The sequence below is a fragment of the Bacteroidota bacterium genome (genome assembly GCA_018266835.1).
Classification (GTDB): domain Bacteria; phylum Bacteroidota; class Ignavibacteria; order Tepidaquicellales; family Tepidaquicellaceae; genus JAFDZO01.
Window position 1 is genome coordinate 68,452 of sequence record JAFDZP010000003.1, and the last position, 14,046, is coordinate 82,497.

The following is a 14,046-nucleotide window of genomic DNA, read 5'->3' on the forward strand; positions in this document are numbered from 1 at the left end:
AAAATTATTTTTTTTATTCAAATCAAATCTTCCCTATTAGCAGGTATAGTGAGAATAAAATTTAAAAATTCTATTCACAAATAATAAAAATAATATTTATCCTTTAGTTAAAATAAATTGAAGATAAATTTTATTTTAAATATTATTCGTCTTTCCCTAATTAAATAACCCCCTAATGAAACAATTTATTCTTGCTGTTCTTGTTCTTTCATTCACTGTTTACAGCGGATGCGCTACATTGTTTTCCGGCAGTAATTCTGAAATCACTCTCGATAGCGAGCCGCAAGGCGCTAAGGTGCTCGTTAACGGAGTGAACGAAGGAAGCACTCCTTTAAAGATCAAACTTAAAAAAGGAAAAGACTACGTAATAGATTTTGTTAAAGACGGCTTTCAAAAAAAATCGATGAGAATGAGCTACGGACTCGGAGCCGGCTGGCTTATCCTTGATATCCTCTGCGGACTTATCGGAGTTATCGTCGATGCCGCAACAGGCAACTGGAATGAATTTGACATGTCTGCCTACAAAGCAAACTTAGAGGCAAATCCCTAAAATTTAATTTTTTATTTTGTGATTAGTATCCAATCCTGCTCTTCTTTAGTGAGGGGCAGGATTTTTTTTGTGGGTAATTATAAGGGTTGTGGTTGTTGGTCAGAAGAACAACGACGGCTAAAATACTAAATTTAATATATTTAATATTATCCAAATAAAAATTACTTTATAATAATTGATAAACTATTTATTTAATATAACCCCCAATTATAATGGATAACTTGATTAATGAAGTTTATGAAATTATAAAAGATTATAGAGAAGACGAAGGTTCTCAAAATCAAATTACAGTTGAAGGTATAAAAGTATGGATACTTCAATTTAAAGAAGAAGATAGAGAGTTTATTTTAAGTGAATTGATTAACATTTTAAAAGAAAGATATGTTACAAAAGTAGATGCCATAAAATTTTTAAATGCTGTTATAGAAGTATTAACAGAAGAATCTATTTATCAAACCGAAGAAGAATTTTTAAATAATACTGTATTTTTAGATCTTCAAGAAGAAGGTAAAAGTCAAAAAAAGTTATTAGAACTTCTACAAGAATTTTTGCATACAAAATATAATTATGATATTAATAATTGCGGTTCAACCAGCAAAAAGTATTTTATATATTTAGATGATGTTTTATGCACTGGTAAAACATTTTTTGATGATATATATGATTGGTCGTTAAAGGAATATTCTAGTAGTAAAAGCAACAAATTAGCTATAATCGATGGAAGCGCTAAATTATTTCCAATTTTTATTTTTAAACATACACTCAATTATTGGAAAAAAATGAAACAAATAGAAATAAAAATTGGAAAGAAATTTAAAGAAATGATTGACACTAGAAATGCAATAGACATTGATAACGATAAAAAGAATGCATATTCTAAATTACAATTTTTATATCCATTAGAAACAGGCCAAGCCAACATTATTACGGATTTCAAAGATAAAATAGTTAGAAATTGTGATGAGTATATTAGTAAACAATCCTATAAAAGTTCTGTACAGGAGGAATTTTATAGAGCAAATAATACCCCTCGAACAGAAAACTTTTTTACTAACTTACAGAACAGACAAAGATTTGAAAATATTTTATTACTTAAAGGAGTTGAAATTTTAAACAACGCAAATATTACTAAGAACAACATTCGTCCTTTAGGCTACTCACTACCATCGACTAAAGATTTTGGTTTTGGGACTTTATGTTTTACTTGGAGAAATGTTCCTAACAACTGTCCCTTGGTATTTTGGTATAGTGGTGGAGGATTTTTGCCACTGTTTGTTAAGAGTCAAACGAATAATTTTAAAAAAAGTGAGTTAGATGAAATCTTTGGATTCTAATAATAAAATAAATTCGAGCGAAAGAATATACAATGTAGAACATGCTTGTGTGTTTAGAAAAACTAAAGAAAAGTTTGGTGGACTTTCTAATATGGCACCTGGTTTTCCTTTAATTGTTAATGGTATAAAAATTTTAAATTCTGAAGCTTTGTACCAAGCTTGTAGATTCCCTGATTTACCTGAACTCCAAAAAAAAATATTATCTGAAAAAAGTCCTATGACTGCTAAGATGGTTAGTAAACCTTATAGAGATCAAAGCCGCAATGATTGGGATTTAGTTCGTAAAGATATAATGTATTGGTGTTTAAGGGTGAAGCTTGCGCAAAATTTTATGTCTTTTGGAAATTTATTAGAAAGTACATTTGACAAACCTATTGTTGAGGATAGCACTAAAGACACATTTTGGGGAGCAATGAGAGAAAGAAATGATAAAAATATTTTACGAGGAGTTAATGCTTTGGGAAGGTTATTAATGAAACTTAGAGAGGAACTATTTTCATTGAAAAAGTTTGATCTATTAATGGTACCATCTTTAAAAATAAGAGATTTTAAACTCCTTGGGGAAAAGATTGAACCTATAGATGAAAGACAAAACTTTATTAATTCTTTACAGAATCATTGGAATATAAAACAACCTAACACTAAAATTAAATCTAAAAAGGAAGTCGAGAACCAAACATATTATGATATAATTGATAAACAGCAAACTTTACATAAAAATATTATTATATCTAATTTTCTGTTAAAAAAATCTAATCTTCTTATAAATTTTGGCACAGTATATCCACCAATGTTCCATAATTCGCCTACTAATGAATCCTTAAATGAAATTTCTCCTTTAAAACCATTAGTAGCTTATAATTCTTTAAATTCGACCATAATAAATATGAGGTCAAATGTAAAAATATTAAACACATTGAATTTATCAACGAATGAAAGTCTCACAATGGGATTGTCCAGCAATGAAAGTTTACTTGGAATGAGAATTCTAAATCATGATGAAAATGTATCCGATAAAAAGAGAAAATCTAAATCAAAAAGCTCCAAAAATACAGAATCCAAAAATAAAAAGAAAAATTCTACAGCAATTCCGCTGTTTCATCAATAATTTCTCTCCGAAATTCATTTATTCTCTGCAAAATAAACGTTATATTTGCACTTTCCATATAATTCACGCATCCCTGCCGATTGGCTATATTTAGAGTTTTTATACTAACAGTACTCGTTACACTATCCGCAATTGCCGGACTGAACGCCCAGATAAAGATCTACGAGCGGAACTCTTCCGTTACGTCTGCAAAAGATTCAAGCATCACAAACGATTCAATCAAAGCGCTGAATAAATCCCGTAACCCGCTTAGCGATAAGGGCTTATTCTTCGAATCATCCACACGCCGCAAGCTTATGCTTAACGGCGACTGGAACGTATCGTTCAATAACGGCGGCAGCTTTGCAAAGCTTATAGTCCCCTGCTCATACGATTTTTCCGGAACGTCATTCTTCAACAGAAATTTTTCCGTCAGCGCCGACTCCATTGCAAACTACAGTTTCCTTCTTGTTGCAGAAGGCATAAACAATACCTGCGAGATAAAGATAAACGATGTATTCATCACGAAGCATACAGGCGGCGGACTGCCCGTCATTACTCCGATAGATGAAGGCGTAATACGTGAGATGAATACAATAAGCATCTCGGTTGACTCGCGACTAACAAACTCCTCAGTGCCACTTGCAAATGTTACAAGCTTTGGCGCAGTTCAAGGCGGAATCAACAAAGATATTTATATCCTCGTTGTGCCGAAGATATACTCGCTTGTTAATTTTGTAACGTATAGTATTAACGCAGATAATTCGGCAAAGATAAAAATTAATTCATCGGTGCGCAGTACGGTGCTGGATAAAATAAAAAGCGAAGGCTTCAAAAGTTTTTATGTAGTAAATAAAATTTTAAAAAGAACAACAGGCGATGAAGCTGCAAGTACATCAAGAACGGGCTTCACCATTGAGAACAACAATGTAGTAAGCGTTGTAAGCGAGGCAGTTGTAAAAAATCCCGAGCTGTGGTCACCGGAGAGCCCCAACCTTTACATCTGCAGAACGGAAATTTATCAGGACGATGTTTTAATTGATGTATGTGATACTGAGTTTGGAATTTACACACTGCAAAAGAAGGCAGAGCAGTTCACAATAAACGGAAAGAACTTAAAGCTGTACGGCACAAATTATTTTGAGGCATCGGTTAAGTTCGGCTCGGCGCTGGACTATAACGAAACGTTTGCAGAGCTTACGAACATAAAGAAGCAGGGATTTAATTCGGTGAGAGTTGCGGGAGCAGTGGCGCATCCTTACCTGCTGAACATCTGCAGCCGCATAGGATTATTTTTATTTGAAGATGTTCCGTTCAATGAAGTTCCGCAGTTTTTATTCAAGAAAAATAATTTCACTGACTGGGGACTGAACTTAGTAATGCAGGCAGCGCTTCGCGACAGGAATTATCCGTGCGTGATTGCAATCGGGCTTGGCAACGAGTTTGAAGTCAGCTCTTCCCTTGCGCCGGCATACATAAAAAATGCAAAGAACATTGTTGATACAATTTACACTGCCAATAAAAAGTTTACATATTACACAACATCGAATTATAAAACTGATAAATGCTTAGGACTGACTGAACTGAAAGGACTGAATTTTTATGAGAACGGAATTGATAAAGTTGTAAAGTACAATGAGTATTTCAGAAGCACTCTGAAGCAGGCGCCTGAACTGAAGAACACAACGCTGTTTGTTGCTTCGTTCGGGATTACAATCAACAACGATAACCGCAACGGCTACAGCGATGCGCACTCACAGGAATCGCAGACAAAATATTTTGTAGATGCGTTCAAGATACTTGATCCGATAAGCTCTGGGCTTTTCGTAGCAGCATGGGCAGATTATCCTGTTGCTCATCCGGAGTTGTTCCCGCAGAATCAGGATATTTTCCTCCGCACAAACGGAATACATACTTTAGACAGGACTGCAAAGCAGTCAGCAGAGTTTTTGAGAAGGATGATTGTTTCGGAAGACACTCCGAAGATACTTGAAGGCAATACAAAGAAATCTACTCCGCAGATATTTTTAATTGTCGGGCTTGGCTTTATAGTGATACTTATAATTTTATTGAATCAGTATAAAAGATTCAGAGAGTATTTCTTCAGATGCATATTCCAGCCGGAAACATTTTTTATGCAGCTCCGCGAGCAGCTTATTGTACCCATGGCGATAAATATTTTACTGACGCTGATGATATCGGTAGGCATAGCAATATATTTTGCAAATATACTTTACTACTATAAAGAGTACGCTAATGTGGATATAATCATTACGAATTTTCTTCCGGGAAATGATATGAAGCAGATGTTCATTGACCTGATAAACGAGCCGTGGAAATTTATCGCAGTGTTTTCAGTCGTGAATATATTTTTGAATCTGTTTACTGCGATTGTGCTGTATATAATTTCTCTTTATATGAGGGGCAGAGTTTATTTCAAGAACGTTTATATTGTTGCAGTGTGGTCATCGCTTCCGCTTCTTATTATGCTGCCTATAGGTACTGTGCTTTACAAGCTGAACGAGTATAACATATCGCTGTTCTTTTACTCGCTTATTGTTTTTTTAATTGCCTATATTTTCTATATTGTAAGACTGGTAAAAGGCACGCAGATATTATTTGAAGTGCGTTCGTTCCGCTCGTTTATATACGGCTACGGAATTTTTCTTATAGTATTCGTACTGATATATTTTTATTACTCGTTTTTCACAAATGCCATAGATGCATTCAATATGGTATTCGCAAATTTAAATTGATTCTTCGCTAATAATTGTATTTTTATTAATTGTATCTTTCTAAACTCGAAATATTCGGCTTTAAGTCATTCGCAGATAAGACAACGATAGAATTCGATTCGGGCGTCTCCGCAGTTGTGGGACCGAACGGCTCGGGTAAATCTAACATCGTTGACGCAATGAGATGGGTGCTTGGCGAGCAGGGCGATAAAGCTTTGCGAAGCCAGAAGCGCGAAGACGTTGTATTCAACGGTACGCGTTTCCGCAAGCCGCTGAGTGTTGCCGAAGTTGCGCTAACGATTCAGAATAACAGAGGATTGCTTCCCACAGAGTACAGTGAGGTTCAGATTGCAAGAAGGTTCTTCCGCTCAGGTGAGACGGAGTATTTTCTAAATGGCACTCAGGTAAGATTAAAAGATATTAAGGAATTGTTTGCCGATACAGGTATCGGTCCCGATGCGTACAGTGTAATCGAATTAAAGATGGTTGAGACGATTCTTTCCAATGTAAAAAACGAAAGAAGAAAATTATTTGAAGAGGCTTCGGGGATTGTTACATATAAGCACAACAGGGATTTAACTTATAACAGATTAGAATCAGTAAAGGAAACGCTTTCAAGAGTAAATGATATCATCCGTGAAAAGCAGCGAACAGTAAACGCGCTCGAAAGACAGTTAAAAAGAAATGAAGAGGCGAAGAATGTATCGGAAGAGCTGAGAGTACTGGAGCTAAAAGTTTACAAAGTGGATTACGATAGCTTGATAGCTGAAATTGAAAACATCAAAGCTAATGAAGGCAGCAACATTGATTTAAAAAATCAGATTGAAATTGAGCTCAAACAAAACGATACTATACTCGATAACCTGCGCAATGAACTGAAAGAGATTGATACGCAGATGGCAAATTATAATAATGATTTGCAGAACGTCCGCGAGCAGATAAATTTTATTGAGAGGGAAAATCTTGTTAATACTGAAAAGAGTAAAAACCTTACCAATGACATTAACAGAATAACGGAAGATAACGACAGGCTTGAAGCAACTATCGAAAGAAATACTACTACACATGAAGAGCTTGAAAATAAGACGAAGGTATTGCAGAATACTTTAATTATGTCGGAAGACTCTTTAAAAGAAAAGAAAGTTAAAGTTGATGAGACAATAAAAGTTATTACTGAAAAGAAGAATGAACTGGTTGGATTCGGTTCGAAGATGAAAGAAATTAACAAGCTTGTTAATACTAAGAAGATAGCATATGAAAAAAATAAATCAAGCTACGATGCGAACTTAAATCAGTTGGAAAAACTTTCATCGGGTAATAAGGACAGTCTGATGATGCTTGATGAATTGCAAAGCAATAAAAATACATTAGAGGACGAATTAAAACCAAATCTTGAAAAGTTAAGAGTTGCAGAGAATACCTTACGCGATAAGGAAAACGAAAAGACAAATTTAACTGCGAAGATTTCCGAAAAAGAAAAGCAGGTTAACGAGAAAAGAATCGCTCTTCAGAATATCAAAGCGAAAGCAGATGCCCTTAAGAATTTGATTGATTCATTCGATGATTACTCCGAAGGAATAAAATATCTTATTAAGGATAAAGGGATAAAAAATCTTACTACAATAGTTGATGCGATTGACGTAGAAGATAAGTTTAAGATTGCGATTGAAACTGCCCTTGGTGAAGTATCGAATTATGTAATCGCAAATGATTCGAATGACATGGATGCAATACTCCGCTCACTTGAAGAAAGCAAAAAAGGTAAAGTTACCTTCATTCTGAATGATAAGCTGTTAGAATCATACAAGCAGAATTTTTATTTTGAAGATTACACTCCCGATTTTATAGGAGAAAAAGGTGTTTACGGCATCGCCGATAAATTCGTTAAGAGCAAAAAAGATGAGTATCTCATCTTAATGAAATATATTCTTGATGAATTTGTAATTGTGGATACCGTTGAAACTGCAAAGCGTTTATCAAAAGGAAATTATTATAAGTTTATTACTCTTGACGGAGATATTTTTACAGAAGGATTTATACGTTCAGGTAGTGAGACCAATAAAGAAGGTTTGAAGCTCGGCAGGGAGAAACAAATCCAGAAATTAGATGATGAATATAAAGAGTATAACATAGAAGTTGAAAGCGATTTAAAAGACTTAGAGCAGCTTACTGCAGCAAATAATGAAATCGATATAAAGGTTTATAAAAAAAATGTAGATGAGTTAAGAAAGTCATGCGACGATTTAGAGCTGGAGATACAGAAGATTGATAATAAAAGGGAAATTCTCAATAAGCAGCTGAACGAAAGCGAAGCCGGATATAATTCAATATCGGAAACAAATAAATCGCTGCTTGCCTCAATAGATATCTTAATAAAAGAAGTTGCAGATGCAGAAGCAGAGCAGAACAATGCTGAACGACAGTTATCATTTTTAACAGATGAGTTTAACGAAGTTGAACAGGAATATTCTAAGTGCTCAGTTGATTATAACTCCTTTAACGTTGAAGTTACAAAGCTCCGCAATGAATTAAAGAATGAAGAAGAGCATCTGAAGCGCATGACATCCACTCTTGAAAATTCAAGAAGACAGTTAGCAAAGAACAATGAAACCCTTGCCCTGAATGAAAAACAGATTGAAGATTTAAAATCAAAAATAGAAAGCAACGCTTCACAGCTAAACGAGTATAAAGAAGAAGAGAAAATAATTTCACGTTCATACAATGAAGTAAAAGCAGCTTATGAAACGAAAGAAGCAGAACGGTATAAAATTGATCTTGAACAGAGACAGAAGAGAATAGATTTTGACAGAATATCTCAGGGACTTGTAGATGCACAGGTAAAGATACGTGAAAATCAGGTCCGCGCTGAGCAGATGGTTGATTACATTAAGAAAAAGTACGAGATACAATTAGAAGATTATACAGGCAAACCCGAACCTAAAGCAAAAGAAACAAAAAAAGAAATAGAAGAAGCTATTGAAAGCGAAGTAGCAGTGGAAATCAGTTCTGATGATTCAGAAGTTTTACAAGATGAAGTTATCGAAGAGCTTGAAGTCGCAAAGTCTGAAGAACTTGAAAGTGTATCTGCTCCTGTTGTTGAAGAAGTTACAGTACAAGAACCGGAAACTGCGGAAGAACCCGAAGAAGAATTTAATTTATATGATGCAAAGAGAAGGGTTGATGAGTTATCCGAGAGATTAAAACGTCTCGGCGGTTATCAGGAGATGCTTTTTGCAGATTTTGAAAACGACAGAAAAGAACTTGATGAACTTGTGAAACAAAGAGACGATTTACTCGAATCAGAGAAAGACATCCGTAAGACTATAGATAAAATCAATAAGGAAGCGCGCGAAAGATTTTTAAATACTTTCAATCAGATAAGAGAAAACTTCATCGATATTTTCAAGCAGCTTTTCTCCGAAGGTGATGAAGCGGATTTAAAAATGATATTTGAGCAGGATGAGGAAGGCAAAGTAGATGATGACCCGCTTGAAGCAAAAATTGAAATCACTGCTAAGCCTAGAGGTAAACGTCCGACATCTATTGAGCTTCTTTCAGGGGGAGAAAAAACTCTTACAGCTATTGCACTGCTCTTTGCAATTTATTTAGTGAAGCCGTCGCCGTTCTGTATTCTTGATGAGGTTGACGCTCCGCTTGACGTAGCTAACCTTGGAAGATTTAATAATATGATAAGAAGATTTTCAGATAAGACACAGTTCATACTTATCACTCACAATGAAAGAACAATGGAAACTGTAGACAGGCTTTATGGAGTAACTATGCAGGAACCCGGAGTAACAACAATTGTAGAAACAAGATTCAAAGATTAATTTTATACAAACTATTTAAATGGAAAAATTTCAAAAAGATTTCTTAGTCTCCCTTATAAATGAGCTTGGTCCCTCAGGCCATGAAATAAAAGTACAGAGAATCTGGAAAAACGAAGTATCAAAATTTTGTAAAACTATTTCAAATGACCCGCATGGAAATTTAACTGCAACATTAAATCCCGATGCGGAATTTTCTATAATGATTGTCGGCCACGCTGATGAGATAGGGCTGATAGTGAATTACATCAGCGATGAAGGTTATATTTATTTTCAGAGAGTCGGCGGTGTTGACCAGTCAATTCTGTCTGCGCATAAGGCAAGAATACTTACAAGCAACGGAGTTGTAGAAGGTATCTTCGGTCAGAAATCTCTGCATCAGGAAGACGGTTACACACGCAAGCTGCCAAAGATGCATGAAGTTTATATTGATATTGGCGCTAAGAACAAAGAAGAAGCGAAGAAACATGTTACGATTGGTGACCCTGTGATTTTCGGAAATGATTACAGTGAATTGCTCGGCAACAACGCTGCTGCAAGATGTTTCGATAACAGAATAGGTATCTATATTGTAGCTGAAGTATTGAGAAAATTATCTAAAGAAAAATTTAGCACAAAAGTTTACGGAGTATCATCGGTACAGGAAGAGACCGGTGTATGGGGCGCAGGTAATGCTGCGTATCATTTAAAACCAACACTTGGCATTGCTCTTGATGTAATGCCATCGACTGATGTTCCTGATGTATTAAAAGAGCAGTTCGGTGATATAAAATTGGGTAACGGTCCCGTAATAAGAAGAGGAGTTGTGACAAATAATTTTGTTTGTGATAAAATGATTGAAGTTGCGAAAGCGAAGAATTATAAATTCCAGATTGACGTTGAGAACGGAAGGTTCGGAACAGACTCCGATGCGATCGCAAAAGTGAGAAGCGGTATTCCCGTAGGCGGCATGGAAATCCCGACAAGATATCTTCATTCATCCAATGAAGTTCTTAATTTAGATGACGTAGATGTTTGTGTTGATATGCTTACTGATATAATTCTGGAGTTCGATAAAAAGAAAGAAGATTTTAATTTTGCTATCTGATTTGTGAGGACCTCCCCCCTTCCCTCCCGCTAAAAGCGGGACTAGATAATTGATAGCCTCCTTAAAAAAAGGAGGGGGTGAACGATTTTTTAATTTGAATGATTGAGAATAATATTTATTTAACATTTGATGAAAAAGTTTAAGCTGAAGTTTTATATAGATTTTGACGGGACGATAACGATGAACGATGTATGGGTGAATTCTATAGGAAAATTTATTAAAGATAAAGAGAAACTGAAAGAAATTGAAGATGATTTTGTTGATTTGAAAATCTCTGCAAGAGAATGTATTAAAAGAGAGCTGGACTTGGTTGAGGATTTCAGTTTTGAACAGTTTAATAAATATCTAGATGAAGAAAGTCTTGACCCGTATTTTCAAAAATTTCTGAACTGGTGCAATGAGAATGAGTATCCGGCAACAATTGTAAGTGAAGGTTTGGATTATTATATAAAGTATATTTTAGAAAAAGAAAAAATTGAAATAAAGTTCTTTTCAAACACGCTTGTAGTCAGTAATGATTATAAGTTATCCTGTGAATTTCCGCACAGAGATGAATCATGCAGTTACTGCGGAGTATCTAAGCGTAATGTTCTTGTAAACAACACGAATGATTTAGATGAAGAAATTTCAGTTTTTATTGGCGACGGAGTATCAGATTACTGTGTCAGCAACTATGCTGATATACTTTTTGCAAAGAAGCGTTTAGCATCTTACTGCTGGAAAAGTAATCTGACATACTTTGAGTATAAAGATTTTTCTGATGTAATGAAGAAGATTAACAAATTGACCGAGCAGCGAAAGATAAAGCACAGACAGGAAGCTAAGGTAAGAAGAAAAGATGTTTTTTTAGGCGGGTGAATTAACCATCCCTACCCCCTCCTTGAAAAGGAGGGGAAATAATTTAAATTATGGATTACAGAAAAATAGGAAATGTTTTTTTTAAGTACAGGAGTTACACTCCCTTGCCATTGGTGTTAATGATGGTGCTTTTTATTAATCCAACTACAACATCAGTGTTAATTGGGTTGATGATAGCAGTTGCTGGCGAAGCAATACGCTTATGGGCAGTATCTTATGCGGGAAGTGAAACACGTGTTACATCGGGAGTTGGCGGAACGTATTTAGTAACGCAGGGACCTTACGGCATAGTTCGAAATCCTTTATACTGGGGAAACATTTTTATTTATCTCGGTATGGGAGTTATGAGCAATGCATTATTTCCTTATCTGCAAATTTTTGCACTCTTCTATTTTCTGTTTCAGTACTACTGTATTATTTTAAGCGAGGAAGATTTTTTACGCGGGAAGTTCAAAGGTGTTTTTGAAAAATATTATAATTCTGTTAACAGATTTATGCCTTCATTCGGAAGAGTGCCGGAAGAAATTAATTCTAAGCTTGGAATAAATTTTAAGGCAGGTTTAATATCGGAAAAAAGAACGCTGCAATCGTTCTTCATCACAATGATAATAATTCTATTCTTTTACTTTACAGGAATAAGAATTTTTTAAACTTCTGATTTAAACTCGCTGTTATTTTCAATCAGCATATCAAGTTTCTCATCGGAGAATTCCAGTCCCTGATTTTCCCAAGTCTCTTTAACCAGCAGTTTAAAATCTTCATAAGAAATTTTATCGCCGTTCTTGAAAAATTCAGGGAAAGGATAAATCTCGATTGAATCTTTTAAAAATGAAACACAAGCCGATAGAAAATAATAATCAGGGGTATTTATTCTGTAGATAACGGGAACTCCCTGACAGTTCCAAAATTCAATTCCTGAATGATTCATGCCGCAATTTATTATAATTTTAATTAAAAAATAATTTAAAAATATTTCGCGTCACAAATCTTAAAAAAAATATACCTTAAATAAAATTATACCCTTTTTAGCAAAAAATTGCTATATTAAGAGCGAAAGAGAATTTAAAAATTATCCCCGAAAGAGCATTTTTAAATTTTTCACTTAAAAATCATGAAGGACACCAAGCTTGCCGAAATATTATTGAAGCTCACAAAAATTGAATTCAGAAACCTTGAAGAATTCCTTCTATCTCCCTTCTTCAATAAAAATCAGAATATTCTGAAACTGTACTATATCTTTAAAGATAATTATCATTTATTATCTACCGGAGAAATTCAACAGGAAATAATTTTCAGACAAATATTTCCCAAAGAAAAATTTGACGATGTAAAATCAAGAAAGCTTCTTTCTAATTTTACCAAGCTGGTTGAACAATATCTGATTATACTTGAGCTCGAGAATAACAAAGTTAATACAAATATCATTTTGCTGAATGCTTTTAAAGACAGAAACATTAATAAGTCATTTGAAAGTCTTAAGCAGATTATCCTGAAAGAAAAAACTCAGGGGATTAAAATGAATGAAAAGTATTATCAGGATATGGTTAACCTTTATGCTCAGATGCTTTCGTATCATGCCGATACAATTTCTTCCGAATATGAAATATTGATTTCAAAACTTGAAGAGGCACAGAACTATAAGTTTATCATCAGCAAGCTTAATATCAACTATCTTATCAGTTACGTAAAAAATAATTCCAATAAAAATTTCAATCAGCGAAACTGGGTTTTTGAAGATGTAATAAAATTTGTAGAAAAGAATAAAAAAGAAATAAAAGAGTATCATCCTGTCGTTTATCTTCATTATCTAAATTACAAAATGACACAGGACGATGAAAATATAAATTCTTATTATGAGATGAAAGAATTTATAGAAAATCATATTGATGAACTTGATAAAGCAAGTGTCCGATTTTTCCTGATGAATATGAATAACTACTGTGTTAAATTATATTGGAACGGGAACAACGATGTACTGCATGATATTCTAAGAATAAATTCTTATTTAGATTCACGGGATATTTTATTTATGGATAAGAAAGTTAATGCGAATAATTTCCTTACCGTTGTAAATCTTTCTCTCAAGCTTAATGCGACTCAGTGGGTTGATACTTTCCTTAATAAATATAAAGACCGTTTCCCGGACGAGCTTAAAGAGTCAACCGTTTATCTGACACTTGCCAGAATTTTAACTGCTAAGAAAGAATTTGACAAAGCCCTGTTTGCATTAGGAAAAGTAAAATATATAAATTATTTCTATTATATAAATTCAAAGCTTCTGCTCTGCAAACTATATTATGAACTGAATTACTTAAAAGAAATTTCATCAATTATTGAAAGTATAAAACAGTTTCAGAAGAGAAATGAAAACATTCCGCTTGCAATGAACAAAGCTATTAATAATTTTCTTTCTTATCTGAAAAAATTAGTGCGAATGAAAATGAATCCGAATGAGAGGCTTAGCTCGGAAGAGATTCTGAAATCAAGTTACGTAGCAGAAAAGGAATGGCTGGCGGAAAAAGTGAAAGAGCTTCTTCATTCCTTGCCGAAAGCTAGTTAATTTTTAAC

Annotated in this window: 10 protein-coding genes; 9 read left to right on the forward strand and 1 reads right to left on the reverse strand. The window is 34.3% G+C overall.

The window, feature by feature from the left end:
- Positions 1–175 precede the first annotated feature (175 nt).
- The 8 genes from JST55_09740 to JST55_09775 all read left to right on the forward strand — a co-directional run bounded on the left by JST55_09740 (position 176) and on the right by JST55_09775 (position 12,128).
- Positions 176–550, forward strand: coding sequence for a PEGA domain-containing protein (locus JST55_09740; protein MBS1493783.1), 375 nt, complete (start codon positions 176–178; stop codon positions 548–550).
- 212 nt (positions 551–762) lie between these two features.
- Positions 763–1,884: a hypothetical protein gene (locus JST55_09745; protein MBS1493784.1), complete on the forward strand. Its 1,122-nt coding sequence runs from the start codon at positions 763–765 to the stop codon at positions 1,882–1,884.
- Positions 1,865–2,992, forward strand: coding sequence for an NADAR family protein (locus JST55_09750; GenBank protein ID MBS1493785.1), 1,128 nt, complete (start codon positions 1,865–1,867; stop codon positions 2,990–2,992). Before JST55_09745 ends, JST55_09750 begins: the two co-directional genes overlap by 20 nt.
- Positions 2,993–3,072: 80 nt before the next feature.
- Positions 3,073–5,727, forward strand: coding sequence for a hypothetical protein (locus JST55_09755; protein ID MBS1493786.1), 2,655 nt, complete (start codon positions 3,073–3,075; stop codon positions 5,725–5,727).
- 29 nt (positions 5,728–5,756) lie between these two features.
- Positions 5,757–9,536, forward strand: coding sequence for a chromosome segregation protein SMC (gene smc / locus JST55_09760; protein ID MBS1493787.1), 3,780 nt, complete (start codon positions 5,757–5,759; stop codon positions 9,534–9,536).
- Positions 9,537–9,555: 19 nt separating this feature from the next.
- Positions 9,556–10,620 (forward strand): M42 family peptidase, encoded by a 1,065-nt coding sequence (locus JST55_09765; GenBank protein ID MBS1493788.1) that lies wholly within the window; start codon positions 9,556–9,558, stop codon positions 10,618–10,620.
- A 129-nt stretch (positions 10,621–10,749) separates the two neighbouring features.
- Positions 10,750–11,478: an MtnX-like HAD-IB family phosphatase gene (locus tag JST55_09770; GenBank protein ID MBS1493789.1), complete on the forward strand. Its 729-nt coding sequence runs from the start codon at positions 10,750–10,752 to the stop codon at positions 11,476–11,478.
- Between the two features lie 50 nt (positions 11,479–11,528).
- Positions 11,529–12,128, forward strand: a complete 600-nt coding sequence (locus tag JST55_09775) for an isoprenylcysteine carboxylmethyltransferase family protein (GenBank protein MBS1493790.1) — start codon at positions 11,529–11,531, stop codon at positions 12,126–12,128.
- Here the strand turns inward: JST55_09775 and JST55_09780 are convergent.
- A complete protein-coding gene (locus tag JST55_09780) occupies positions 12,125–12,406 on the reverse strand; it encodes a hypothetical protein (protein MBS1493791.1) in 282 nt (93 codons plus the stop codon). The two genes, JST55_09775 and JST55_09780, sit on opposite strands and share 4 nt — an antisense overlap.
- 183 nt (positions 12,407–12,589) lie before the next feature.
- Between JST55_09780 and JST55_09785 the strand changes: the two genes are divergently transcribed.
- Complete coding sequence (locus JST55_09785; protein MBS1493792.1) at positions 12,590–14,038, forward strand: hypothetical protein; 1,449 nt, start codon at positions 12,590–12,592, stop codon at positions 14,036–14,038.
- Positions 14,039–14,046: the final 8 nt, after the last annotated feature.

Coding starts and splice junctions, on each gene's coding strand:
- JST55_09740 (MBS1493783.1), top strand. CDS start 176: ATGAAACAATTTATTCTTGCTGTTCTTGTTCTTTCATTCACTGTTTAC.
- JST55_09745 (MBS1493784.1), top strand. CDS start 763: ATGGATAACTTGATTAATGAAGTTTATGAAATTATAAAAGATTATAGA.
- JST55_09750 (MBS1493785.1), top strand. CDS start 1,865: ATGAAATCTTTGGATTCTAATAATAAAATAAATTCGAGCGAAAGAATA.
- JST55_09765 (MBS1493788.1), top strand. CDS start 9,556: ATGGAAAAATTTCAAAAAGATTTCTTAGTCTCCCTTATAAATGAGCTT.
- JST55_09770 (MBS1493789.1), top strand. CDS start 10,750: ATGAAAAAGTTTAAGCTGAAGTTTTATATAGATTTTGACGGGACGATA.
- JST55_09775 (MBS1493790.1), top strand. CDS start 11,529: ATGGATTACAGAAAAATAGGAAATGTTTTTTTTAAGTACAGGAGTTAC.
- JST55_09780 (MBS1493791.1), bottom strand. CDS start 12,406: ATGAATCATTCAGGAATTGAATTTTGGAACTGTCAGGGAGTTCCCGTT.
- JST55_09785 (MBS1493792.1), top strand. CDS start 12,590: ATGAAGGACACCAAGCTTGCCGAAATATTATTGAAGCTCACAAAAATT.